This is a genomic window from Pseudomonas sp. rhizo25 (assembly GCF_031931935.1).
Classification (GTDB): Bacteria; Pseudomonadota; Gammaproteobacteria; order Pseudomonadales; family Pseudomonadaceae; genus Aquipseudomonas; species Aquipseudomonas synxantha.
On the sequence record NZ_JAUJXA010000009.1, the window covers coordinates 120654 to 145151 of the forward strand.

The 24498-nt window shown below is 61.6% G+C and carries 23 protein-coding genes; 13 read left to right on the top strand and 10 right to left on the bottom strand.

The window, feature by feature from the left end:
* Window positions 1-3: 3 nt before the first annotated feature.
* The gene (locus QZR30_RS19495) at window positions 4-732 is read left to right on the top strand and encodes a dienelactone hydrolase family protein (RefSeq protein WP_046069082.1); all 729 of its coding nucleotides are present in this window, start codon (window positions 4-6) and stop codon (window positions 730-732) included.
* 502 nt (window positions 733-1234) lie between these two features.
* On the opposite strand, the gene QZR30_RS19500 is transcribed toward QZR30_RS19495, so the two are convergent.
* Entirely contained in the window at window positions 1235-2101 is an 867-nt protein-coding gene (locus tag QZR30_RS19500; RefSeq protein ID WP_311903978.1) for a pirin family protein, read from the bottom strand.
* A 64-nt stretch (window positions 2102-2165) separates the two neighbouring features.
* Complete coding sequence (locus tag QZR30_RS19505; RefSeq protein WP_043051254.1) at window positions 2166-2582, bottom strand: OsmC family protein; 417 nt, start codon at window positions 2580-2582, stop codon at window positions 2166-2168.
* Window positions 2583-2719: 137 nt separating this feature from the next.
* Between QZR30_RS19505 and QZR30_RS19510 the strand changes: the two genes are divergently transcribed.
* A complete protein-coding gene (locus QZR30_RS19510) occupies window positions 2720-3742 on the top strand; it encodes an amidohydrolase family protein (RefSeq protein WP_046069080.1) in 1023 nt (340 codons plus the stop codon).
* A gap of 110 nt (window positions 3743-3852) precedes the next feature.
* On the opposite strand, the gene fabB is transcribed toward QZR30_RS19510, so the two are convergent.
* From fabB to QZR30_RS19535, 5 genes are all read right to left on the bottom strand, one after another.
* A complete protein-coding gene (fabB, locus tag QZR30_RS19515; RefSeq protein ID WP_046069079.1) occupies window positions 3853-5073 on the bottom strand; it encodes a beta-ketoacyl-ACP synthase I in 1221 nt (406 codons plus the stop codon).
* 11 nt (window positions 5074-5084) lie between these two features.
* Window positions 5085-5600 (bottom strand): 3-hydroxyacyl-[acyl-carrier-protein] dehydratase FabA, encoded by a 516-nt coding sequence (gene fabA / locus QZR30_RS19520; RefSeq protein WP_003190035.1) that lies wholly within the window; start codon window positions 5598-5600, stop codon window positions 5085-5087.
* 249 nt (window positions 5601-5849) lie between these two features.
* The gene (locus QZR30_RS19525; RefSeq protein ID WP_311903979.1) at window positions 5850-7751 is read right to left on the bottom strand and encodes an ATP-binding protein; all 1902 of its coding nucleotides are present in this window, start codon (window positions 7749-7751) and stop codon (window positions 5850-5852) included.
* Window positions 7748-8677: an ABC transporter substrate-binding protein gene (locus QZR30_RS19530; protein ID WP_056846277.1), complete on the bottom strand. Its 930-nt coding sequence runs from the start codon at window positions 8675-8677 to the stop codon at window positions 7748-7750. The genes QZR30_RS19525 and QZR30_RS19530 overlap by 4 nt, the downstream gene beginning before the upstream one ends.
* Before the next feature lies 1 nt (window position 8678).
* On the bottom strand, window positions 8679-10802 hold the full coding sequence (locus tag QZR30_RS19535) for a TonB-dependent receptor plug domain-containing protein (RefSeq protein ID WP_322101189.1): 2124 nt from the start codon (window positions 10800-10802) through the stop codon (window positions 8679-8681).
* A 195-nt stretch (window positions 10803-10997) separates the two neighbouring features.
* Here QZR30_RS19535 and QZR30_RS19540 point away from each other — a divergent pair, with 195 nt between their 5' ends.
* From QZR30_RS19540 to QZR30_RS19580, 9 genes are all read left to right on the top strand, one after another.
* Window positions 10998-12023: an NAD(P)H-dependent glycerol-3-phosphate dehydrogenase gene (locus QZR30_RS19540; RefSeq protein ID WP_046069076.1), complete on the top strand. Its 1026-nt coding sequence runs from the start codon at window positions 10998-11000 to the stop codon at window positions 12021-12023.
* 7 nt (window positions 12024-12030) lie between these two features.
* On the top strand, window positions 12031-12381 hold the full coding sequence (locus QZR30_RS19545; protein WP_177342315.1) for a DUF4389 domain-containing protein: 351 nt from the start codon (window positions 12031-12033) through the stop codon (window positions 12379-12381).
* On the top strand, window positions 12378-12827 hold the full coding sequence (gene sixA / locus QZR30_RS19550) for a phosphohistidine phosphatase SixA (protein ID WP_046069075.1): 450 nt from the start codon (window positions 12378-12380) through the stop codon (window positions 12825-12827). Before QZR30_RS19545 ends, sixA begins: the two co-directional genes overlap by 4 nt.
* Window positions 12828-13167: 340 nt before the next feature.
* Window positions 13168-14817 carry an AMP-binding protein gene (locus QZR30_RS19555; RefSeq protein WP_311903980.1) on the top strand — a complete coding sequence of 550 codons (1650 nt, stop codon included), beginning with the start codon at window positions 13168-13170 and terminating at the stop codon, window positions 14815-14817.
* Between the two features lie 30 nt (window positions 14818-14847).
* Entirely contained in the window at window positions 14848-15291 is a 444-nt protein-coding gene (locus QZR30_RS19560; protein WP_043051244.1) for a hotdog fold thioesterase, read from the top strand.
* A gap of 97 nt (window positions 15292-15388) precedes the next feature.
* The gene (locus QZR30_RS19565) at window positions 15389-16192 is read left to right on the top strand and encodes an alpha/beta fold hydrolase (RefSeq protein WP_046069073.1); all 804 of its coding nucleotides are present in this window, start codon (window positions 15389-15391) and stop codon (window positions 16190-16192) included.
* Window positions 16189-17043, top strand: a complete 855-nt coding sequence (locus tag QZR30_RS19570) for an alpha/beta hydrolase (RefSeq protein WP_046069072.1) — start codon at window positions 16189-16191, stop codon at window positions 17041-17043. The genes QZR30_RS19565 and QZR30_RS19570 overlap by 4 nt, the downstream gene beginning before the upstream one ends.
* 102 nt (window positions 17044-17145) lie before the next feature.
* Window positions 17146-17964 carry a DUF4892 domain-containing protein gene (locus tag QZR30_RS19575; RefSeq protein WP_046069071.1) on the top strand — a complete coding sequence of 273 codons (819 nt, stop codon included), beginning with the start codon at window positions 17146-17148 and terminating at the stop codon, window positions 17962-17964.
* Between the two features lie 72 nt (window positions 17965-18036).
* Complete coding sequence (locus QZR30_RS19580; RefSeq protein WP_046069070.1) at window positions 18037-19101, top strand: AI-2E family transporter; 1065 nt, start codon at window positions 18037-18039, stop codon at window positions 19099-19101.
* A 5-nt stretch (window positions 19102-19106) separates the two neighbouring features.
* Here QZR30_RS19580 and QZR30_RS19585 read toward each other — a convergent pair whose 3' ends face one another.
* Together QZR30_RS19585 and QZR30_RS19590 are read right to left on the bottom strand one after the other, a co-directional pair.
* Window positions 19107-20141 carry a sensor histidine kinase gene (locus QZR30_RS19585; protein WP_056846282.1) on the bottom strand — a complete coding sequence of 345 codons (1035 nt, stop codon included), beginning with the start codon at window positions 20139-20141 and terminating at the stop codon, window positions 19107-19109.
* Entirely contained in the window at window positions 20141-20905 is a 765-nt protein-coding gene (locus QZR30_RS19590) for a response regulator (RefSeq protein ID WP_046072533.1), read from the bottom strand. The genes QZR30_RS19585 and QZR30_RS19590 overlap by 1 nt, the downstream gene beginning before the upstream one ends.
* A gap of 260 nt (window positions 20906-21165) precedes the next feature.
* Between QZR30_RS19590 and pyrF the strand changes: the two genes are divergently transcribed.
* A complete protein-coding gene (gene pyrF / locus QZR30_RS19595; protein WP_043051239.1) occupies window positions 21166-21864 on the top strand; it encodes an orotidine-5'-phosphate decarboxylase in 699 nt (232 codons plus the stop codon).
* Window positions 21865-22428: 564 nt separating this feature from the next.
* Here the strand turns inward: pyrF and QZR30_RS19600 are convergent.
* Window positions 22429-23436 carry an NADP-dependent oxidoreductase gene (locus QZR30_RS19600; protein ID WP_046069068.1) on the bottom strand — a complete coding sequence of 336 codons (1008 nt, stop codon included), beginning with the start codon at window positions 23434-23436 and terminating at the stop codon, window positions 22429-22431.
* A 228-nt stretch (window positions 23437-23664) separates the two neighbouring features.
* Between QZR30_RS19600 and QZR30_RS19605 the strand changes: the two genes are divergently transcribed.
* On the top strand, window positions 23665-24426 hold the full coding sequence (locus tag QZR30_RS19605; RefSeq protein WP_046069067.1) for an SDR family oxidoreductase: 762 nt from the start codon (window positions 23665-23667) through the stop codon (window positions 24424-24426).
* Window positions 24427-24498 lie beyond the last annotated feature (72 nt).

Consider the following 24498-nt stretch of genomic DNA (forward strand, 5'->3'; position numbering starts at 1 on the left):
ATGATGAGCCAAGTCACTGTACGTTCCGTGGTCTATCAGATTGATGGTCAGTCTTATGAAAGCCGCCTGGCGTTCGATGCCAGTCACAAGGCCCCCCTGCCGGGGCTGTTGATGGCGCCGAACTGGATGGGGGTGAGTGCGGGCGCCGAGGAGATCGCCAAGCGTGTCGCCAGCAAAGGCTACGTGGTGCTGATTGCCGACCTCTACGGGCAAACCGTGCGTCCGAGCAATGGCGATGAAGCCGGCGCGGCGATGATGCCGCTGAAAAATGACCGCCCGCTGCTGAACAAGCGCATGCAAGCGGCCTTTGAACAGCTGCAAGGTCAGACCGAGGCGGCCGTCGATACGTCGAAGCTGGCGACCTTCGGTTTCTGCTTCGGCGGTTGCTGCTCCCTGGAGTTGGCGCGTACTGGGGCGCCGCTCAAGGCGGCGATCTCGTTCCACGGCACCCTTGATACGCCACGTCCGGCGGATGCGAAGAATATCAAGGGCTCGGTGCTGGTCTTGCACGGTGCTTCTGATCCGTTGGTACCCAAAGAACAACTGCCAGCGTTCGAAGATGAAATGAACGCGGCGGGTGTGGATTGGCAGTTGCTGAGCTACGGTGGCGCGGTGCATTCCTTCACCGACCCCGAGGCCAATGTGCCGGGCAAGATGATGTACGACGCCAAGACCGCTGCACGGGCGTTCCAGTCGATGCATAACTTGTTGGATGAAGTGTTCAAGGGCTGATTGCGCAGCCCTATCGGGGCATGGGGATCTACACATTGTGTAGCTCCCCGGTAACCACGATGCGCAGCGAGTCGCTCTTGATCTTGCTCTTGCTCTTGATCTGGCTTTTGATCTTAGGCGCCCCGTTAAACCACGCTGGCCGGAATTCGACAGGGATTTGGGGGGTAAACCGGCAGGGATGCCGGTTTAGCCGCCCCGCGCCATGGATGGCGCGTGGCGGCGGCCCCCCAAATCCATGGCGGATTACGGGCACACCGAGCCTGGGCGAGGTGCCGAGTGGTGGGGCAAGAGCGTTTGGTTACTTTGCGCTTTTCAAAGTGACCCGCTGTAAAAGCGGAACCAATATTGGCCGTTGCCCAAATAACGGATATGTACTCGGTCTGATCCAACATTCTGGTCGGCTGTCAGGCCGCCATCGGGGGCAAGCCCCCTCCCACACTTGAACTGTGAACAGTCAAAAATGTGGGAGGGGCGGTGCGACGACTCGACTTGCTCCCGATGACTATCTAACAGGCAACTCAATTCTTTCTGATTCACCCGGCACCGTCGGCCAATCCCCAGCCGCCCACCGCTGCCGTGCCTGCTCGATCATCGCCGGATCGCTCGCCACGAAATTCCAGTTGATCCGCCGCGGTCCATCCAGCGGCGCGCCGCCAAACACCATCACATGGCAACCGGTTTCCGCAAACAGTGTCATCTCTTGCCCTGACGGCAATACCACCAGGCTATGCACTGCCAGCGGCTCGCCGTCGAGCTGCGCATCACCTTCCAGCACATACACCGCGCGTTGCTCATGCTCATCGGGGAGCAATAACGTGGTAGCCGTCTGCATCCGCACCTCGGCATATAACGTGGGCGAGAGCACAGGCACCGGAGACTTGAGACAGAAGCCATCACCGGCGATCAGACGCACCTGCACACCGAGATTATCGCTCACCGGCAAGCTCGCCGCCGGGTGATGGCTGTAGTGGCCAGGCCCGGTCTCGTGGTCCTTGGGTGAGGCCAGCCACACTTGCAGGCCATGCAGGCTGAAACCACTGGCCTTGAGCATGTCGGGTGTACGCTCGACATGGGCAATCGCGCTGCCCGCGGTCATCCAACTGACATCGCCGGCCTGCACCACTTGGTCCGAGCCGAGGCTATCCTTGTGCTGCAAGGCGCCTTCAAACAGATAAGTGAGGGTGGACAGGCCGATATGCGGGTGCTGGCGGATATTCATGCCCGTGCCTGGTGCATAGCGGGTCGGCAGCATATGGTCTAAAAACACAAAGGGCCCGACGCTGCGGCATTCACGGGAAGGCAGTGGGCGCAGGATCGGCTGGCCTTCGACATCTTCGGCGCGGGGGCGGATCACGGTGAGGGTGGTCATGGGGCATCCCTGTCTGAGCGGGTTGGATGCGGCTGAGCATAACCCGCTCGATGGGAAGTTGGCGCTATGCGCTGAAGGCACCTTCCGATAATTTCGTCTCGATGCTGATTTCGGCGGTGGTCATCAGCTTGTGTACCGGGCACTTGTCCGCGACGCGATGCAACTCCTCACGCTGCTCATCGCTCAGCACGCCCTTGAGGGTCAATTTGACGCTGAGTTTGTATTTGCCTTTTTGCTCTTCGGCGGCGTCGTGGGTCACCTCAACGGTCACGCCGGTGAGCGGGATATCTTTCTTCTGCGCATAGAGTCTGACCGTCAAGGCTTTGCATGATGCCAGCGCTGCATCGAAATAATCGTGGGGAGAGGGTGCGGAGTCGTCGCCACCCAGACTCTTGGGCAGGTCAGTAAACAGCTCGTGGTTGTTGATATTGACGCTGTGACGGAAGTTTTCAGCGTTCAGTGTATTGACGGTAACAGGCATGGCGAACCTCACAAGAGGGCAGGATGAAGGTCATGCAGTTATAGATCATGCTGGCGCTCGTGTGTTCCAGTTTTTCGGCGTTGAACCGGGATGACTGGCGCAAGGTCTATCCGTATCAGCCTGATTGAGGTTTTATCGTGCTCCGAACCCGCTTGAGTCTCGCCTTGTTGCTCGCTGCCAGCAGTCTTGTCGTGCAGGCCCGTGACTATGCCTACAGTGACGCGCACCTGCATTACGTGGATTTTTTCCAGGAAACGGCAGGCATGGACAAACTGCTCAAGGCGATGGCCGAAAACCGCATCGAGCATGTGATGATTTCCGGTATCCCCGTGGCCAAGAAATGGCATGAAGACGAGCCCAAGCGCCCGCGCTACTACGCCGGTGATGACGCCGATGCCTATTGGTACAGTGCCACCGATGTGATTGTCGCGGCAGCGGTCAATAAGCTGGCCGCCGAACAACGCCAACACTTTCATCCGTTCCTGGCCGGCTTCAATCCCAACGACAAGAACTCCGCGGCGCATATCCAGCGCATGCTCGACCTCAATCCAGGGCTATGGCAGGGCATCGGTGAAGTGTTCACCCGGCACGACGACCTCACCGCCTTGACATCCGGCGACACGCCTCGGGCCAATAACGAGGCCATGACGCGCATCTATCACCTGGCTGCCGAAAACGACCTGCCGGTGATGCTGCACTCCAACATCACCTCTAAGCGCGAGCGCAACCCGCTGTATCTCGCGGAGGTCGAGGAGCCGTTGCGCAACCACCCGCACACACGCTTTATCTGGGCCCATGCTGGTACCAGCAAGGAAATCCACCGCCATCAGGTGCAGATGGACTTTTTACTGCCCACCTTGAACCGCATGCTCGAGGCGTACCCCAACCTGTATATCGACCTGTCCTGGAGCATGCTCAGGCCCTACCTGCTGGATGAGGCAGGTCAGCCTCGGCCGGAATGGGTGAAGTTGGTGGAGCGCTTCCCGGAGCGCTTTATGCTCGGTTCCGACGTGGTCGGGCGCTTCAATAAACTGGGCAAGGAAATGCGCCGCTTCGACCCGTTTCTCGATGCGTTGCCCGAGGACGTGGCCCGCAAGGTGGCGCGGGATAATTTCCTGGCGATACTGCCCAAGTCGCCTCGCAATGGCGTCACACCCTGATACTGCGTTTTTTGCCTTGACCGGTGCGAAGCAGGCGCCTCGGTTTCCGTTCACCCATAAAAAAGCCCCGAACCAGTCGGGGCTTTTTCAGGTGACTCAGCCTGCGGGGCTTACTTGCCCTGCCAGCGTTTCAGTACCAGGGTGGCGTTGGTGCCACCGAAGCCGAAGCTGTTGCTCATCACGGTGTCGACTTTTACATCTTCAACGGTCTTGGTCAGGATCGGCATATCGGCGACGACTGGGTCGATCTCGTCGATGTTGGCCGAGCCGGCCATGAAGTTGCCTTCCATCATCAGCAGGCAGTAGATCGCTTCGTGAACGCCAGCGGCGCCCAGGGAGTGACCGGACAGGCTCTTGGTGGAGCTGATTTTCGGAGCCTTGTCGCCGAATACCGCACGTACGCCTTCCATTTCCTTGGCATCACCGACCGGAGTCGAGGTGCCATGGGTGTTCAGGTAGTCGATTGGGGTATCCACGGTGGCCATCGCCATCTGCATGCACCGGATGGCACCTTCGCCGCTTGGCGCAACCATGTCGTAGCCGTCGGACGTTGCGCCGTAGCCAACGATTTCCGCATAGATCTTCGCGCCACGGGCCAGGGCGTGTTCCAGCTCCTCGACCACCACCATGCCACCACCGCCGGCGATGACGAAACCGTCGCGCTTGGCGTCGTAGGCACGGGAGGCTTTTTCCGGAGTTTCGTTGTACTGGGTGGACAGTGCGCCCATGGCGTCGAACAGGAACGACTGGCTCCAGTGTTCTTCTTCACCACCGCCGGCGAATACGATGTCCTGCTTGCCCAGCTGGATCTGCTCAACGGCAGTTCCGATGCAGTGGGCGCTGGTAGCGCACGCGGAGGAGATCGAGTAGTTCACGCCCTTGATCTGGAATGGCGTGGCCAGGCAGGCGGAAACGGTGCTGCCCATGGTCCGCGTGACACGGTAAGGGCCAACGCGCTTCACGCCTTTTTCGCGCAGGATGTCCAGCGCTTCCATCTGGTTGAGGGTCGATGCGCCGCCTGAGCCGGCGATCAGGCCGGTGCGCACGTTCGACACCTGGTCTTCGCTCAGGCCGGAATCGGCGATCGCGTCTTTCATGGCCAGGTAGGCGTAGGCGGCAGCGTGGCCGACGAAGCGATAGATCTTGCGATCGATCAGCTCTTCGAGGGGCAGGTCGATGGAGCCGGAAACCTGGCTACGCAGACCCATTTCGGCATATTCCGGGTTGAAGCGGATGCCAGGGCGACTTGCACGCAGGTTAGCGGTGACGGTCTCTTTGTCATTGCCCAGGCAAGAAACGATGCCCAGACCAGTGATAACGACGCGGCGCATGCGGATAACCCTTAAAAGTTGTCAGTGGAAGTGAATACGCCGACCCGAAGGCCTTCGGCAGTATAGATCTCGCGTCCGTCGACAGTCACCGAACCGTCGGCGATGGCCAGGTTCAGCTTGCCCTTGAGGACGCGCTTGATTTGAATGTTGTAGGTGACTTTCTTGGCGCTCGGCAGGACCTGGCCAAAGAACTTCACTTCGCCCGAACCCAGGGCGCGGCCGCGGCCCGGCAGGCCTTGCCAGCCCAGGTAGAAGCCGACCAGTTGCCACATGGCATCGAGGCCCAGGCAGCCTGGCATCACAGGGTCGCCTTCGAAGTGACAGGCGAAGAACCAGAGGTCCGGGGTGATATCCAGCTCGGCGACCAATTCACCTTTGCCGTACTTGCCACCCTCTTCGCTGATATGGGTGATGCGATCCACCATCAGCATGTTCGGGGCGGGCAGTTGCGCGTTACCTGGGCCGAACAGCTCACCGCGACTGCAGCGCAGCAGGTCTTCCCGAGTAAAGGCGTTTTGTTTGGTCATGCGAGCTCCTCAATAATCCCATGCGGCAGGGTAGGGTAAATCTTCCCGAACCGAATGAAGCGTTCATGCCTCATAGCGGCAGCCTACACATAGACTATTGCGTTGTAGTGAAAGTCACAGCGGCAAGGTACTGAATGTACACTTGTTCACTGAAATTTTAAACCGGGCCTGTTTATCGGCCCGTTCGGGTGCCTAAGACTGCCGCACTTTCGTCTTTCACGCCAGTCAGAGTTGGCTGATGGCGCGGCGCTATTGCACCCAGCGCTGCAGGATTTCCTGCAAATCCGTGCGTTTGAACGGCTTGGCCAGGTAATCGTTCATTCCGGCTGCCAGGCACGCTTCGCGGTCACCCTGTAATGCGTTGGCCGTCAGGGCGATAATCGGTAGATCAGCGCAGCCGGGCAGTTGGCGAATCTGTCGAGTGGCTTCGTAGCCGTCGATCAACGGCAAGCGGCAATCCATCAAGATGGCGGTGAAAATCAGGCTCTCGGCGCTGCGGATCGCCTCGGCGCCATCGGTGGCCAGGCTGACTTCAAAACCCAGGCTGCGCAACATGGCTTCGACCACTGTGCGATTGACCGGGTTGTCTTCCACCAGCAACACGTGGCGTCCGTCGCCGGCACTGGTTTTGCCAACGGCGTCTGGAGCAATCGTCTGCACCTGGTGCTGGTCGATGGCCAGCGGGATTTCCAGGGTAAACACCGAGCCCCGGCCTTCTTCGCTCCGGGCCCGCAAGGTGCCGCCCATGCGCTCGGCCAGGGTGCGCGCAATTGGCAGCCCCAGGCCGGTGCCGCCGTAACGTCTTGAAATGGAACTGTCGGCCTGCTGGAACGCATCGAACATCAGCTCCAGGCGTTCGGCAGAAATGCCAATACCGCTGTCGCGCACCGTGCAGGTGAACCAGACCAGTTCGTGGTCCAGGGTTTGCCAATGGGGCTCGACGGTCACGCTGCCATGTTCGGTAAATTTCAATGCGTTGCCGATCAGGTTGACCAGTACCTGCCGGATACGTGTCGGGTCGCCCCGCACTTGCAGGGCTTCCATGCCCGCGGGAATCGGCAACTCCAGGGTCAGCCCGCGCTGCTGGGCGCTGTGCTGGAAGGCCTGGGCGCAGCTGTTGATCAGGTCCGCCAGGTTGAAGGAAATATGTTCCAGTTCCAGTGCGGCGCGCTCAATGCGTGAGAAGTCGAGGATGTCGTTGATCACCTTGAGCAAGTGCTCGGTGGACTCGGAAGCCAGCGCCGCGTACTCGGTCTGTTCTTCGGTCATCTCGGTGGTTTCCAGCAGTTGCAGCATACCCAGCACACCGTTCATGGGCGTGCGCAGTTCGTGGCTCATCATCGCCAGGAATTCCGATTTGGCGTTGTTCGCACGCTCGGCTTCCTCGCGGGTCTGGATCAACTGGGCGATGGCTTGTTGCTGTTCGCGACTGGCTTGGTTGAGGCCCTCGGCCAGGTTGTTGATATGCCGCGACAGGTCGCCCAGCTCCGAGTCATCGACAATCGGCAGTGGGGTCTTGTAGTCGCCCTGCTGGATCGCCTTGACCGCGTTGCCCATGGCGCTGATCGGCTGCGACAGGCTCGCCGCCAGGCGTCGCGCCAGCAGGAAAGTGAACAGCAGGGCGAACAGTGCCAGGACCCCGGCCTTGAACAGGATCTGTTGCTGGCGCTGGCTGAACGCGTCGTTGGACATGCCGACGATCACCCGACCCAGGTAATCTGCGCGGGGTGCCATGGGGCCCTTTAGGTTGTCCAGGAGGAAGTCATTGCCCAGCTCGATATGTTGCAGGCGGATCGGCGCCTGGAACACTTTCACCGACAGTGAGCGGTCATGCTTCTCCGATGGTTGCTCGACATACACCAGGATGTTTTCGGCGCTGTCCTGAATCTCCAGGAAGCGTACGTGGGGCGTGGCCAAGGTCGCGCGCAGCAGGGATTCGAGCACATCGTTGTTGCCGGAAATCACCCCGTACTCGGTGGCGGGCGCCAGTTGATTGGCGATCAGTTGGCCGGTGTGATCCAGTTCCTGGCGCAAATCCTGGATCCGCACGAAGGTAAAGAAACTGATTAACAGCAGGGTCAGCAACAGCGCGGGGCCCAGGGTAATGAGCTGGGTGCGGGTGTTGATATCCCAACGACGACGCAAGGTCATGGGCGTTTTTCTCCTTCGGCCAAGCGGGCGGCGACGGCGGCTTCATCGACCTGTTCGATGCCCAGTGAGCGCGCGACTTGCGGGTTGCCCACGACTTTGAAGTGTTCCGGGTACAAGGTCTGCGGCCAATTGGCCGGAGCGTGGTCCAGCAGGCGGTCCAGCACGGCGAGCCAGTCGGGCTGGTCACTGTAGGTGCTGGCCAGGCTGCCGGCCCTGACAAACCCGGCATTGGGGCCCACCAGCGGCAGTTGTTGGGCGTAGCTGCTCAACAACAGGTTCTTTGCGGTTTTGGGGTTGTACAATTGCGGGTCGTCGAGGCCGAGTAGCACGTCGCTGTTCTTGAACAGGGTTTGCAGCGCACGGCTGTCATTGGTGTTGTTCCACCGTTGCGGCACGATTTCCAGGCCCATGGGTTTGGCGAACTGCATCAGTTCGCGAAGCAGGAACTCGCTGTCGGCACCGTAAAGCACGCCGATGCGGCGGGCCTGGGGCAGGATGCTGGCGATCAGGTGCAACTGACGTTCCAGCGGCGGGTCACTCCACAGCAGGCTGATCTTCGCCGGATGCGTGTTGCCCATGCGTTGCCGGGCCTGCAGGCGGCTGATTCGCAGCACCAGGGTCGGCGGGCCTTGAGCGTCCTGCAGACGCCAATCCAGGCCGGGCAGGTCGAGGAGGATCAAGCGGGTGCTGACGGGCAAACGGCTCGGCGCTGGCAAGTCCTTGAGCGGGGTGAAGGTGATCTGGTCTCCGGGGCGCTGTTGCGCAAGGGCCTGGGTAAAGGCTTGTACGCCGGCACTGTCTTGGACTGCTGTCAGGAGGATGTCGGCGCTCCACGCCGGGGTCGCCAGCAGCAGGGCTGCCAGCAGCACGCCGCGGCACCAGCGCAGTGGAGTCCAGAAGAGGGTCATCCGTGACTGATCGCCCATGTCAGAAGTCCAGCTCCGCGCTGAAGTAGAGGACGTGACGATGATCGTAGTTATTGTCGGCCCAGGTGGTGGGCTGGTTATCAAGGCGTTGTTGCAGCATGCCGGCCAGTTCCACATTGGTCTTGGCCACTGCAATGCGCTTGGCCACCCGCAGGTCGACCCGTTGGAAGCGATATTGATTGAGTGCGTCGTCGCCATAATAGAACACTGCGCTGGACCAACCCTGGCCCCATTCACGCAACCATCCGGCCGAACCGCTGTTGCGGGCGGTTTGCGCCTTGTCCAACGGGTTGCTGGAGGAAGCGTCGACATAAGCATAGGTCAGGCGCAGGCGGTCGGCGTTGCTCACGCGCCAGTCCAACTGTGATTCTGCCCCGGTAAAACGCGAGCTGTTGGCGTTGCTGGCGATGTATTGGTTGTTGCGCAGTGGCGAGCTGATCATGTCGGTGATTTCGTCATAGAACAGCTTCACGTCGACATTTAGCCCCAGGTCGGCAAAGAAACCGTTGTAGCCCAGCTCCCGTGAGCGCATCAATTCTTTGTCGAGGTTGCCGGGGCCGCGCGTCACGACAAAATATTGCCCGGAATCTTGCCCATAGGCCGGGGAGCTGAGATTGGTGACGAGGTAGCTCCAGTTGACGTTGTTCTCGAACATGTCCGGCGAGCGGACCGCCTCGGAGTAAACCGCCCGCAAGCCATGGCGCGGGTTGATCAGGTAATTGACCGCCACCCGCGGCGTCAGGGAGTTGCCGCTCAGGTGGGTGTCTTCGTACATGGCGCCGCCTTGCAGCAGCCAGTGTTCGCTGGGCCGCCATTCCAGCTGGCCGAACAGGCGCCAGGTGGTGTCGTCCAGTGTGCCGTTGAAGTAGGTGTCCGAGTCGGCGCGGTCATAGCGGTAATTGAAACCGCTGAGCAGGCGCAGGCTGTCGGACAGGCTGAGGGTGTCTTGCAGTTCCAGGTCGTAGCGGCTTTCCCGGGTACTTTGGTCGATATCGCCGCAGACAGGGTCCTTGCCACCCTGGTGTTTCCACTGATCGAGCACTTGATTGGCCAGAGCCTGTTCAGCGGCGCCGCCGGGTGGGGCGGAGCCTTGGCTGTAGGTCTCCATGTTGCGAGCCAGCCGTTCGGCGTAATTGGGGTTGAGCTGCCATAACTGGGTCAGCTGCGGGCTGAATGAGACCTTGGCGTCACAGGCTTTCCAGATTTGCCGGCGATCCCACTGCTGCGCCGATCCCTGGATGTAGAGGCTGTGGTCGGGGTTGAAATCGAAGTTCCAGCGCAATGAGCCTGCGTAGTCCTTGGCGGTAATGTCGGAGTTGTTGCCGCCTTCGGTAATGCCATCAAATACCGGCGTGTAGGTATAAGGGCGCTGGTTGGTGCCTTCCTTGACGCTCAGCTGCCAGCCGAGGCTCTGTTGCGCGTTCAGGGTCTGGCTTACCGCCAGGCTGAAACGGTTGAGACGCCGTCCATCACGGCGGTCGGCGCCGACGGCATTACTGTCAAAGCCATCGTCCTGTTGCCCGGACAGGGACAGGCGCAAATCGCCGGTCTCCCAGCCCACACCCTGGCTGGCATAGAAGTCGTTGATCCCGCGTTCACCACGGGTGACCTTCATGCGCGAACCCTGGCTGTTGGCCGGCGAGCGGGTGAGGATATTCACCACCGCCATCAGCGCATTGGCGCCATAGCTGACGGTGTTGGGGCCGCGAAATACCTCGATGCGCTCGATATCCTCCATGGCTACCGGGATATCGCTCCAGTCCACCGTGGCCAGGCCGGCGCGATACACCGAGCGACCGTCGATCAACACCTGCATGCGCCGTGCATCACTGGCGCTGGTGCCGTGGTAGTTCACCGACGCCTGGTTGCCGGTGGTGTAGCCGACCATCATCCCGGGCACCAGCCGCAGCAGTTCCGAAATGTCCCGGGCGCCGCTGGCCTTGATCAGCTCGCTGTCGATCACCGTCATGCTGCCGGGCACGGCGGCGGCCGATTGCTTGAGGCGCGTGGCGGTCAAGACCTGCGGCAGCGGTTGGCCGTCGAGAAACAGATCGTCAGCCAGTGCAGGCAGGCTGCACAAGAGCATCAACAATAGAGATGAGCGAGGAGGAGGGCCCAGATACACGGCACGGCCTTGTTAATGACGGATAGCCGCCCATGTTAACTGAGGCGGGACTATTTGCCAGTCGTCGGATTTGCAATTACCTAGCACAGGCGTGGCATTTTCCGACAGGCGTGCGAATTGATACGGGGGCTGGCCGCAAGCGGGGCGCCCCGTATAATGCCGCCATCGCCACTGGTATGGATTAACGGATTGCATATGACAGAACAGCGCCCTATCGCGGTCCTGGGAGGCGGAAGTTTTGGTACCGCCGTGGCTAACCTGCTGGCCGAGAACGGCCAGACGGTGCGTCAGTGGATGCGCGACCCCGAGCAGGCCGAAGCGATTCGCGTGCATCGTGAAAACCCCCGTTACCTTAAAGGCATCAAGATTCATCCGGCGGTCGAGCCGGTCACCGACCTGCTGGACACCCTCACGGCCTGCGACCTGTGCTTTGTCGCGCTGCCCTCCAGCGCTTTGCGCTCGGTGCTGGCCCCCCATGCCGAACGCCTGGCAGGCAAGCTGCTGGTCAGCCTGACCAAGGGTATCGAGGCCCATACCTTCAAGCTGATGAGTGAAATCCTCACGGAGATCGCGCCTCAGGCGCGCATTGGCGTGCTGTCCGGGCCGAACCTGGCGCGGGAAGTCGCCGAGCACGCCCTGACGGCCACGGTGGTCGCCAGCGAAGACGAAGCCTTGTGCGAGCGTGTGCAGGCGGTGTTGCATGGCCGTACTTTCCGGGTCTATGCCAGTGCCGACCGTTTTGGCGTCGAATTGGGCGGCGCGCTGAAAAACGTCTACGCGATCATTGCCGGCATGGCCGTAGCCCTGGGCATGGGGGAAAACACCAAGAGCATGTTGATCACCCGCGCCCTGGCCGAGATGACCCGCTTTGCGGTGAACCAGGGCGCCAACCCGATGACGTTCTTAGGCCTGGCAGGCGTGGGCGACTTGATCGTCACCTGCTCATCGCCCAAGAGCCGTAACTATCAGGTCGGGTTTGCCCTGGGCCAGGGCCTGAGCCTGGAGGAGGCGGTGACGCGCCTGGGCGAAGTGGCCGAAGGGGTCAACACCCTCAAGGTACTCAAAGCCAAAGCCCAGGAAGTCGGCGTGTATATGCCGCTGGTCGCCGGGCTGCACGCGATCCTGTTCGAAGGGCGCACCTTGGACCAGGTCATCGAGCTGTTAATGCGGGCCGAGCCCAAGACCGATGTCGACTTTATTTCCACCAGTGGTTTCAACTGAGGAACGCATCATGAACGATCCGAAAGCCGCCCCCAAATACGAGTCGATTGCCTTGCGCGTCCTGTGGATGCTGGTATTCGCGCTGGTGTGGCAGGTGGCGCAATTGCTGCTCGGCGCGCTGGTGGTGGTGCAGCTGGTTTACCGTCTTATCTACGGCGCACCTAACCTGGGCCTGATGAACTTTGGTGACAGCCTCAGCCAGTTCCTCGCGCAGATCGGTCGCTTCGGCAGCTTCCACACCGAGCAAAAGCCCTGGCCGTTCGCCGATTGGCCAGCCCCGCGTGCCCCGGAAGGCGAAGCCGCTCACAGCGTGCCACCGGCTCCGCACCCCGCGCGTGATGAAGAGCCAAAACTATGAAGTTGTGGATTCTGCGCCACGGTGAGGCCCAAGGGCATGCCCGTACCGACGCCGAACGCAACCTCACCGAGCATGGGCGCGCCGAAGTATTGCGCAGCGCGGCGCACCTGATTGGCCAGCCCCTCAGCGCCATCATTGCCAGCCCCTATGTGCGGGCGCAGCAGACGGCGCAATTGGTGCAGGAAGCGTTGGGGTTCAAGCCGCAAATCCGTACGGTGCCGTGGCTGACGCCCGACGGTAACCCGCAGCAGGTGCTGGAAAAACTCGACACCGACGACAACGTGCTGCTGGTTAGCCACCAACCTCTGGTGGGTAGCCTGATCAGCTTTCTGCTGCACGGGCATCAGCGCCAGCCGCAGCCGATGTACACGGCCAGCCTCGCAGAGCTTGAGGGGGACTTTCCGCTGGCCGGCTTGATGAGCCTGGTCGATGTGAAGAATCCGTAGATAGGTATTCACACAGCGTTGGTGCGACGCTGGACCTGTGGCCTGACGACGATCTAAATGTGGGAGGGGGCTACACCCCGATGGCGGTGAGCCAGCTCCAGATGAATTTGCTGACACTCCCTCATCGGGAGCAAGCCCCCTCCCACATTGGATCCTCGCTGTCTTGAGCATTTCGTTCGCTTGACTGACCGGGGCCGCGCCAAAATCATGTAGACACCTATGCCTCGATAGCGGCCTTATAGCCTATTGCTCTAGCAGGCCATTGCCTTTGTATGTGCTATACAGTCAACCAAGCAAGTGCTTGGTTGACTGTTTGGCGGATCACAAAGGAGCGCGTCCCATGCCTGTCGCTTTTCGTTTGCCGTTGCAGGTTTTCTTCGAGCGTGAAGCGCGGCACCCGCGCAAGGATTTCCTGGTGCAGCCCCTCGATGGCGGCGAGGTGCAGACCCTGACCTGGGGCGATGTCGGCCACCAGGCCCGCTGCGCCGCCCATTGGCTGCGTGGCCGGGAGTTGCCCCAGGGCTCGCACATCGCCCTGATCTCAAAAAATTGTGCGCACTGGATCATCGCCGACCTGGCCATCTGGATGGCCGGGCATGTCTCGGTGCCGCTCTATCCCAACCTGACCGCCGACTCCGTAGCCCACGTGCTGACCCATTCCGAGGCAGCGCTGGCGTTGATCGGCAAGCTGGATGACTGGCCGGCAATGGCGCCGGGTATTCCAGCGGGTGTGCCGACCATCGGCCTGCCGCTGTGCCCGGCGGGGACGTTCGATTTCAGCTGGGCGGACCTGCAAGCCTGCTTACCGATCCAAGACAGCCCCGAACCTCTTGCCTCGACACTCGCCACCATCGTCTATACCTCCGGGACTACCGGGTTGCCCAAAGGCGTGATGCACACGTTCGATGCCCTGGGCTTTGCCGCTACCCGCGGCACCGAGTTGTTTGGCCTGGGGGAAGAAGACCGGCTGCTGTCCTACCTGCCGCTGTGTCATGTGGCCGAACGCATGTTTGTGGAAATGGCCTCGATCTACACCGGGCAAACCGTGTTTTTTGCGCAAAGCCTGGAGACCTTCCTGACCGATTTGCGCAGGGCACGACCGACGGCCTTGTTTGGCGTGCCGCGTATCTGGACCAAATTCCAACTGGGGGTCTACGCCAAGCTCCCGGAAAAGCGCCTCGAGACCCTGTTGCGCCTGCCGTTCATCGGCAAGCGTGTCGGCCATAAAGTGCTGGCGGGCCTGGGGCTGGATGCGCTGCGCATTGCCCTGTCCGGCGCGGCACCGGTGCCCGAGGCGCTGTTGCGCTGGTATCAGCGCCTGGGCCTGGATGTGCTGGAGGTGTATGGCATGAGCGAAAACTGCGGCTACTCCCATGTGTGTACCCCGGGTGCGCAAAGGCTTGGCTGGATCGGCCTGCCATGCCCTGGCGTGGAAGTGCGCATCGACCCCTCGGGCGAGGTGCAGGTGCGTAGCGGCGCGACCATGCTGGGCTATTTCAAGGACCCGCAGAAAACCGCTGAAACGCTCACCGAGGACGGCTTCCTGCGTACCGGCGACAAGGGCGAGCAGGACGCTGACGGTCGCCTGCGCCTGACCGGGCGCCTCAAGGAGATCTTCAAGACCAGCAAAGGCAAATACGTAGCCCCGGCACCGATTGAAAATCGCCTGGCCGAACATGCGCGCATCGAACAGGTCTGTGTGGTCGGGGAGGGGCTCGGCGCACCGATAGGGCTTTGCGTGTTGTCGGCGCCGCATGAGGACCGTCGAACCCTTGGCGCCGGTCTCGAGCACTGGCTGGAACAGGTCAATGCTGCCCTGGATAAACATGAGCGCCTGCGCCAGCTGGTGGTGGTGAAAGACAGTTGGGCGGTGGAAAACGGCTTCCTGACCCCGACCTTGAAGATCAAGCGCAACGTGATCGAGTCGACGTACGGGCCACAATTGCAGGCATGGAGCGCGCGCACCGAAACCGTTCTGTGGCAGGATTAGGCACGTAATAAAATCAACAAGGACAACCCCATGAGCCTGTGGCGCACCCAACCGAATATCGAACAACTCAATGCGATGCAGAAAAACACCATCGGCGAGTTGCTGGATATTCGTTTCGAAAGCTTCGACGACGAATCCCTCACCGCCAGCATGGTGGTCGATCACCGCACCCATCAGCCTTACGGGCTGTTGCACGGCGGCGCCTCGGTGGTGCTGGCCGAGAGTGTCGGCTCCATGGCGGCCTACCTGTGCATCGACGCGAGCAAGTTCTATTGCGTGGGCCTGGAGGTCAATGCCAACCACCTGCGTGGCGTGCGTAGCGGGCGGGTGACGGCGGTGGCCAAGGCTATTCATATCGGGCGCACGACCCAGGTTTGGGACATCCGCCTGAGCAGCGACGACGGCAAGGCCAGCTGTATCTCGCGGCTGACCATGGCCGTGGTGCCGCTGGGCGAAAAACCACCGGCGCGATAGGCGTGGCGTGAGTGTCATCATTCCTGGCAGTTACAGTCATTGCCGCAGGACGCCGGCATGGTGACAATCCACCTCTGTTTTCGTCGATGGAACCTGTATGCCGCAGCACGTGTTTTTTACCCACGCCAATGGCTTCCCATCGGCCACTTACGGCAAGCTGTTTGCCGCCCTGGCCCCGGAATATGCGGTGGCGCACCTGCCGCAGCACGGTCACGACCCCAGGTTCCCGGTGGACGATAACTGGCAGAACCTGGTGGATGAGTTGATCCACCATCTGCAACAGCAGCCGGAGCCGGTGTGGGGCGTGGGCCATTCCCTCGGGGGCGTGCTGCACTTGCACGCAGCCATGCGTTGCCCGCAGTTGTACCGGGGCGTGGTAATGCTGGATTCGCCGGTGCTGACCCGGGCAGACCGCTGGGTGATCCGTGCCGCCAAGCGTTTTGGCTTCATCGACCGCCTGACGCCGGCTGGGCGCACCCTCGGTCGCCGTGAAGAGTTCACCGACCTTGAAGCCGCACGCAGCTATTTTGCCGGCAAGACCCTGTTTCGTGGCTTTGATCCCGATTGTTTTGACGCGTACCTGCAACATGGCCTGCAGCAAGTGGGCGACCGCCTGCGCCTGCGTTTCGATCCGGCCACCGAAATCAGCATCTATCGCGGCGTACCCCACACCAGCCCGGGCCAGGTGCGCCAATTGAAGGTGCCGCTGGCGGTGGTGCGTGGGCGCCAGAGCCGTGTGGTGATGCGCCACCATGCCAGCGGCGTCGACCGCCTGCCCATGGGCGAAATGCTCACCATGCCGGGCGGCCATATGTTCCCCCTGGAACGCCCCCAGGACACCGCCACCTTGATCAAGAACCTGTTCGCCCGCTGGCAAGCCCGCGAGCGCAGTTGCGCATGAGCACACCTGTCGAAGAAGTTCGCCTGAGCCTGCCGCACATCGAGTTGGCGGCTCATCTGTTCGGCCCCGAGGATGGCCTGCCGGTGATCGCCCTGCATGGCTGGCTGGACAACGCCAATAGCTTTGCGCGCCTGGCGCCGAAGCTGCACGGCTTGCGTATTGTCGCGCTGGACCTGGCGGGGCACGGGCACTCGGACCATCGTCCGGCAGGGGCCGGTTATGCCTTGTGGGATTATGTCTATGACGTGCTGCAGGTCGCCGAGCAATTGGGCTGGCAACGTTTTGCATTACTTGGCCATTCCCTGGGTGCCATCGTTTCCCTGGTGTTAGCTGGGGCCTTGCCGGAGCGTGTGACGCACTTGGGTTTGATCGATGGGGTGATCCCTCCGACCGCCAGCGCCGAGAACGCGGCCGAACGCCTGGGCATGGCCTTGCAGGCGCAAATGAGCCTGCAAGACAAGCGTAAGCCTGTCTACGGCACGCTCGATCGAGCGGTTGAGGCGCGGATGAAGGGCGTGGTGGCGGTCAGTCGTGAAGCCGCGGAACTGCTGGCCCAGCGCGGCCTGATGCCAGTGCCGGGCGGTTACACCTGGCGCAGCGACAGCCGCCTGACCCTGGCATCGCCGACGCGCCTGACCGATGAGCAGGCCATGGCTTTCGTAAGGCGCGTAGGTTGCCCTACGCAGTTGGTGGTCGCGGCTGACGGCATGCTGGCGAAACATTCCGAATTGCTTTCCCAGCTACCCTTCACCGTTGCCACGCTGCCAGGCGGCCATCATTTACACCTGAATGACGAGTCCGGCGCTGCTCTTGTTGCAGACTGTTTCAATCGGTTCTTCTCCACGCCTTGACTTGGCGGGGTCAACTGCCGAGGCTGGGCGGATTGAAAGGGAGTCAACCATGTACACACTCAATATCGCTGTGACCTCCATTGGCCAGGACTCATTGATCCGATGAGCCTGGGTAAAGGATGTCTCCGTGCCCTTGGCCTTTGCTGTTTCAGCCCCCTGGTGTTCGCCGCTGACGTGTCGGGCAGCCAGGATCTGCCTGCCGTGGCCCGCCAGGTTGACGCGCAGATCGTCGATTATCGCCCCGCCGAAGAAAAGGAACGCATCTACCCCATGGGCGCGATCCGCAAGATCAGCGGCCAGTTGCGCTACGAGGGCCAGGCCACCGCGCGTGGCCAAGCCACTGCAATCACCTATGAACTGCCCGCCGAGCACAGCTCCAGCGCGGCCTTTACCGCAACGCGCGAAGCATTACAGGCCAAGGGCGCGCAGTTGTTGTTCTGGTGCCAGGCCCGCGATTGTGGCGAAAGCAGCCTGTGGGCCAATGAAGTGTTCGGCAACGCCAAGCTGGTGGGGGCCGACGGCCAGCAGGAGTACTTGCTGCTGCGCCTGGCCGCTCCGCAGGACAATTCCCTGATCGCGCTGTACGGCATCACCCGCGGTAACCGTCGCGCTTACCTGCATGTCGAGCAACTCGACGCCAGCGCGCCTTTGGGTAATCTGCTGCCGACCTCCGCCACCCTGTTGCGTGAACTGAAAAGCACCGGCGAGCTGGACTTCCCGGCGCTGGGTGCCGAACCTGACGCCACGTGGCTGACCTTGATTTCCCGCGGACTGAACCTCGACACCACCTTGCGCATCAGCCTGACCGGGCCCACCGCCGAAACCTGGCGCCAGGGCCTGATCGATGCCGGCGTGCGCGCCGCACGTCTGGAAACCGGCACCGGTGACGCTAAAGGATTGCACCTGCATCTGATACGCTGACCGTCATCAGGCGAACGGACCCGCGCCGTTCGCCTAAGCTCTCTTCCAATAGCCTTAGTCTCGAGATACCCGATGCTCAATAACGATCGCCTGCTGGTGCAAATCCTGCTGCTGGTGCTGTTCGGTGCCAGCTTCTGGGTCATGGCGCCGTTCTGGTCGGCGCTGTTCTGGGGGGCGGTGCTGGCATTTGCCAGTTGGCCGCTGATGCGTTTGCTCACGCGCTGGCTGGGTGGCCGGGAGTCCCTGGCCGCCGGCATCCTGACCCTGGGCTGGATGTTGCTGGTGGCAGTGCCGCTGGTATGGCTGGGGTTCAACCTCGCCGACCACGTGCGCGATGCAGTGGCGCTGATCAAGGATATCCAGGTCGACGGCTTGCCCGAGGCGCCGTCCTGGCTGGGTTCGATTCCGTTGGTCGGCGAGCGCCTGGCGGGAATGTGGGACAGCATCGATCAACAAGGCGCGGCGTTGATGGTCAGCATCAAGCCGTACCTCGGCCAGGTCGGCAACTGGTTGCTGGCGCGCAGTGCGCAAATTGGCGGCGGCATCCTCGAGCTGACCCTGAGCCTGGTCTTCGTGTTCTTTTTCTACCGTGACGGGCCGCGCCTGGCGATGTTTGTGCACCGCTTGCTGGAGCGCCTGATCGGCGAGCGCGCCGGCTATTACATCGAACTGGTGGCCGGCACTGTGCAACGGGTGGTCAACGGTGTGATCGGCACTGCTGCCGCCCAGGCCCTGCTGGCGCTGATCGGCTTCCTGATCGCCGGCGTGCCGGGTGCGCTGGTGCTGGGTATCGTCACCTTCCTGCTCAGCCTGATCCCCATGGGCCCGCCGCTGGTGTGGATCCCGGCCACGGCCTGGCTGGCGTGGAAGGGCGACTACACCTATGCCGTGTTCCTGGGTGTATGGGGCACGTTCGTGATCAGTGGCGTGGATAACGTGCTAAAGCCGTACCTGATCAGCCGTGGCGGCAACCTGCCGCTGGTGATTGTGCTGCTGGGCGTGTTTGGCGGCTTGATAGCGTTTGGCTTTATCGGCCTGTTTATCGGCCCGACCTTACTGGCGGTGGCCTACAGCCTGCTGACAGATTGGAGCGCCACTCAGGCGCAAGTCCGCCGCGAAGACAAACCCTGTAACTGAGGCGTTCAGGCGCGGGGCAGCCACATGACGGCGGTCAGCCCGCCACCAGGTGTTTCTTCCAGGCTCAAGCGGCCGCCCAAGCGCTCCGCCGCTTCCTTGGAAATCGTCATGCCCAGGCCGACGCCGCCGGAGTTGCGGTTGCGTGACCCTTCGAGTCGGTAAAACGGCTCGAACACCGCCTCACGCTTGTCGGCTGCAATGCCCGGGCCATGGTCGATCACGCGAATGACCAGCGCGTCGCTCCTGTCCGTCAGTTCGATATATGCCGTGCCGGCATAGCGCAGGGCATTGTCGATCAGGTTGTTGAGGCATGAGCGCAAGGCCATCGGCTGTACTTGCAACGGTGCACAGGTACCGGAAAATTGCACATCGCTGCCTTGGTCCTGGGCGTTTTCGCTGAGGGACTCCACCAGCGCCTGCACATCAAGCCAGTGCCGTGTCTCGCTGGTGCGTTGTTCGTGCAGGTAGCTCAGGGTGGCATCGAGCATGCCGATCATGTCGTCCAGGTCCTGGCGCATCTGGCCTTGCAGTTGGGTGTCCTCGATCTGTTCCAGGCGCAGCTTGAGGCGCGACAGCGGGGTGCGCAGGTCGTGGGAGACCGCACCGAGCATGCGCGCACGCTGGCTGACTTGCTCGCGGATACGCTTTTGCATGAGGTTGAAGGTCGACGCGGCCTGCCGTGCTTCGCGCGGGCCGGACTCCACCAGGGGCGGGCTGTCGAGGTCGATGCTCAAGCGCTCGGCCGCCGCGCTCAGGCGCTGGATCGGCCGACTCAGCAGCTTGGCACCGTACCAGGCGGCGATGATCAACGAGATAAATTGAAACGTCAGCGGTACCAACGGCCCACCAAACCAAGGGCGAGGTTCCTTGCGCAGTGGCTTGAGGGTGCCGTCCGGTTGTTCGACGAACACCTCGGGAGGCGGGGGAGGCGGCCGGCCGTAGTGGTGGAACCAGAAGATCGCCAGCACGTGGGCCAGCACAATAGCCACCAGCAATAGGCCGAACAATCGCCCGAACAGCGTATTGAGGGTGGCACGCATCAACCGATATCCCGGGCGTCGAACAGGTAGCCTTCGCCGCGTACGGTCTTGATCAGTTGTGGCGCCTTGGGATCATCTCCCAGCTTCTGGCGCAAGCGCGACACCAGCAAGTCGATGCTGCGATCAAAGGCTTCGATGGAGCGGCCACGGGCGGCATCCAGCAATTGTTCGCGACTCAGCACACGGCGCGGGCGTTCGATGAAGACCCACAGCAAGCGAAACTCGGCGTTGGACAGCGGCACCACCAGGCCGTCATCGGCCACCAACTGGCGCAGCACACTGTTGAGGCGCCAATTGTCGAAGCGGATGTTGGTGCGTTGCTCGCTGCGGTCATCGCGCACCCGGCGCAGGATGGTCTGGATACGCGCGACCAGCTCCCGGGGCTCGAACGGTTTGGACATGTAGTCATCGGCGCCCAGTTCCAGGCCGATGATGCGGTCGGTGGGTTCGCAACGGGCGGTGAGCATCAGGATCGGAATGTCCGACTCAGCGCGTAACCAGCGGCACAGCGACAGCCCGTCCTCGCCCGGCAGCATCAGGTCGAGCACCACCACATCGAAGGTTTCGGCTTGCATGGCTTGGCGCATGGCGGTGCCGTCGGTGACACCCGAGGCGAGGATATTGAAGCGCGCCAGGTAGTCGATCAGCAGTTCGCGGATCGGCACGTCGTCGTCGACAATCAGCGCACGGGTATTCCAGCGTTTGTCTTCGGCGATAACCGCGTCTTTTGGCTCTTCGGTTACGGGGGCGGAGGGGGTATGCATAGTGCGATCATCTGCCTGGGTTGTTGCGGTCAGCATAGGCGCCCGGTTCCAAGCCTGGAAGTACCGGGCGGGCGGTCACGTGCGCGAGGCTAGGCCCACGGCGTGTTGAGGGCGTGTCGAGTCTGTACCAGCTTTGAAACAATTGCCCGAAATGGCGTCTCTCGGGCGTTTGATCAGTATTTACCGATCATCGGATCCCGCAACCGCGCTGCTTGCGCTACAATCCGCGCCGATTTCGACTTGCCTGAGAGCCCATTCCAATGTCCGTCTGCCAGACTCCTATCATCGTCGCCCTGGATTACCCCACCCGTGACGCCGCACTGAAGCTGGCTGACCAGTTGGACCCTAAGCTTTGCCGGGTCAAGGTCGGTAAGGAACTGTTCACCAGTTGCGCGGCGGAAATCGTCGGTACCCTGCGTGACAAAGGCTTCGAAGTGTTCCTCGACCTGAAATTCCACGACATTCCCAACACGACGGCGATGGCGGTGAAAGCTGCGGCCGAGATGGGCGTGTGGATGGTCAATGTGCACTGCTCCGGTGGCCTGCGCATGATGAGTGCGTGCCGCGAAGTGCTGGAACAGCGCAGCGGCCCGAAACCGCTGCTGATCGGCGTAACCGTGTTGACCAGCATGGAGCGTGAAGACTTGGCCGGCATCGGCCTGGATATCGAGCCCCAGGAGCAGGTCTTGCGCCTGGCGGCCCTGGCGCAGAAAGCCGGCCTGGACGGCCTGGTGTGCTCGGCCCTGGAAGCCCAGGCTCTGAAAAACGCCCACCCGTCGTTGCAACTGGTGACGCCGGGGATTCGCCCGGCCGGCAGTGCCCAGGATGACCAGCGCCGTATCCTGACCCCGCGCCAGGCGTTGGATGCGGGCTCCGATTACCTGGTGATCGGCCGCCCGATCAGCCAGGCGGCGGATCCTGCCAAGGCGTTGGCCGCAGTGGTTGCCGAAATCGCCTGATACTCAAGTTAGCGCTGTAAAAAATGTGGGAGGGGGCTTGCCCCCGATGACCATGGGTATCTACACAACTGTGTAGCAACCGACGGTAACCATGATGCGCAGCGAGTCGCTTCTGATCTTGCTTTTGATCCTAGGCGCCCCGTCAAACCACGCTGGCCGGAATTCGACAGGGATTTGGGGGGTAAACCGGCAGGGATGCCGGTTTAGCCGCCCCGCGCCATGGATGGCGCGTGGCGGCGGCCCCCCAAATGCATGTCGGATTACGGGCACACCGAGCCTAAGCGAGGTGCCGAGTGGTGGGGCAAGAGCGTTTGGTTACTTTGCGCTTTTCAAAGTGACCCGCTGTAAAAGCGGAACCCTAAGTGGCCGTTGCCCAAATAACGGATATGTACTCGGTCTGATCCAACATTCTGGTCGGCTGTCAGGCCGCCATCGGGAGCAAGCCCCCTCCCACATTTGGATCGTAGAGTATCAGTTAGATAGCGGTCGGCTGTCAGGCTCCAGGGAGAGCAAGCTTACTTCCCAGGGGGGCAAATCCCCTCCCACATTTCGATCTGCAGTGTGTCAGCTGACTTTTAGAACCAACTTGCCAAAGTTCTCGCCGTTGAACAGCTTCATCAGCGTTTCCGGGAATGTCTCCAGCCCTTCGACAATATCTTCCTTGCTCTTGAGCTTGCCCTGGGCCATCCAACCGGCCATTTCCTGCCCGGCCGCCGGGAAGTTTGCCGCATGATCCATCACCACGAAGCCTTCCATGCGCGCGCGATTGACCAGCAATGACAAATAGTTGGCCGGGCCTTTGACGGCTTCCTTGTTGTTGTACTGGCTGATTGCACCGCAAATCACTACGCGGGCTTTCAGCGCCAGGCGGCTGAGCACGGCGTCGAGAATGTCGCCGCCGACGTTATCGAAATACACGTCCACCCCTTTGGGGCACTCGCGCTTGAGAGCCGCGGGCACGTCTTCGCTTTTGTAGTCGATGGCGGCATCAAAGCCCAGTTCATCCACCAGGAACTTGCACTTGTCGGCGCCACCGGCAATCCCCACCACGTGGCAACCTTTGATCTTGGCGATCTGCCCGGCGATGCTGCCCACGGCGCCTGCGGCGCCGGAGATCACCACGGTGTCGCCGGCTTTCGGCGCACCGGTCTCCAGCAAAGCGAAGTAAGCTGTCATGCCGGTCATGCCCAGGGCAGACAGGTAGCGGGGCAGGGGCGCAAGCTTGGGGTCAACCTTATAGAAGCCACGAGGTTCGCCGAGGAAATAATCCTGCACGCCGACGGCGCCGTTCACGTAGTCACCCACGGCAAATTTCGGATTGTTGGAGGCGATCACTTTGCCGACGCCCAGGGCGCGCATTACTTCACCGATGCCAACCGGTGGAATGTAGGACTTGCCCTCATTCATCCAGCCACGCATCGCCGGGTCGAGGGACAGGTATTCATTGCGCACCAGCACCTGGCCATCGGCGGGCGTGCCCACCGGCACTTCCTGGTAGGTGAAGGTTTCCCGCGTGGCCGCGCCGACCGGGCGTTTGGCGAGAAGAAATTGGCGGTTGGTCTGGGCGGTCATGGCAAGGACTCTTTAGAAATGAATCATGAGTGATAGACCTTCAGTGCCTGGAGGGCAAGGTTGTCCGTGGAAGACGAATGCCCGTCGATAGGCCTCACTGATAATCAGCCGGGTGACGTTATCACTGCGATCCATGCAGCGCCAACCGGCCTTCTGATAGTGCTGACGCGCTGCTCCCGGTGTTGGCTAGACTCGCTCCATCGCTACTTCTCCCATAGGACGCTTCCCATGAGCATGACGTTTTCCGGCCAGGTCGCCCTGGTGACCGGCGCCGCCGCTGGTATTGGCCGTGCCACCGCGCTGGCGTTTGCCGCCGAAAGCTTGAAGGTGGTGGTCGCCGACCTTGATGTGGCGGGCGGCGAGGGCACGGTCGCGCTGATTAGAGAGGCCGGTGGCGAAGCGCTTTTTGTGCGGTGCGATGTCACGCTTGAAGCCGACGTGCAGCAACTGATGGCGCAGACCGTCGCCACCTACGGGAGGCTCGACTACGCTTTTAACAACGCTGGGATCGAGATCGAGAAGGGCAAGCTGGCCGATGGCAGTCTGGACGAGTTCGACGCCATCATGGGGGTTAACGTCAAGGGCGTATGGTTGTGCATGAAGTATCAGTTGCCGCTGCTGCTGGCCCAGGGCTGCGGGGCAATCGTCAACACGGCGTCAGTAGCGGGGTTGGGGGCGGCGCCGAAGATGAGCATCTATGCCGCGTCCAAGCATGCGGTGATCGGCCTGACCAAGTCGGCGGCCATTGAGTACGCGAAAAAGAACATCCGCGTCAACGCGGTTTGCCCGGCAGTCATTGATACCGACATGTTTCGCCGTGCCTACGAGGCTGACCCGCGCAAAGCCGAATTTGCTGCGGCGATGCACCCGGTCGGCCGCATTGGCAAGGTCGAGGAAATCGCCAGCGCGGTGTTGTACTTGTGCAGTGACGGTGCGGCGTTTACCACCGGCCAGGCCCTGGCGGTGGATGGTGGTGCCACGGCGATCTAGGACTTCATCTCATGGACTCTTAGAAAGTGAGTGGGCTGCTGTGAGGGGTTTCCAGAGCTGGCAAAGTGCCGT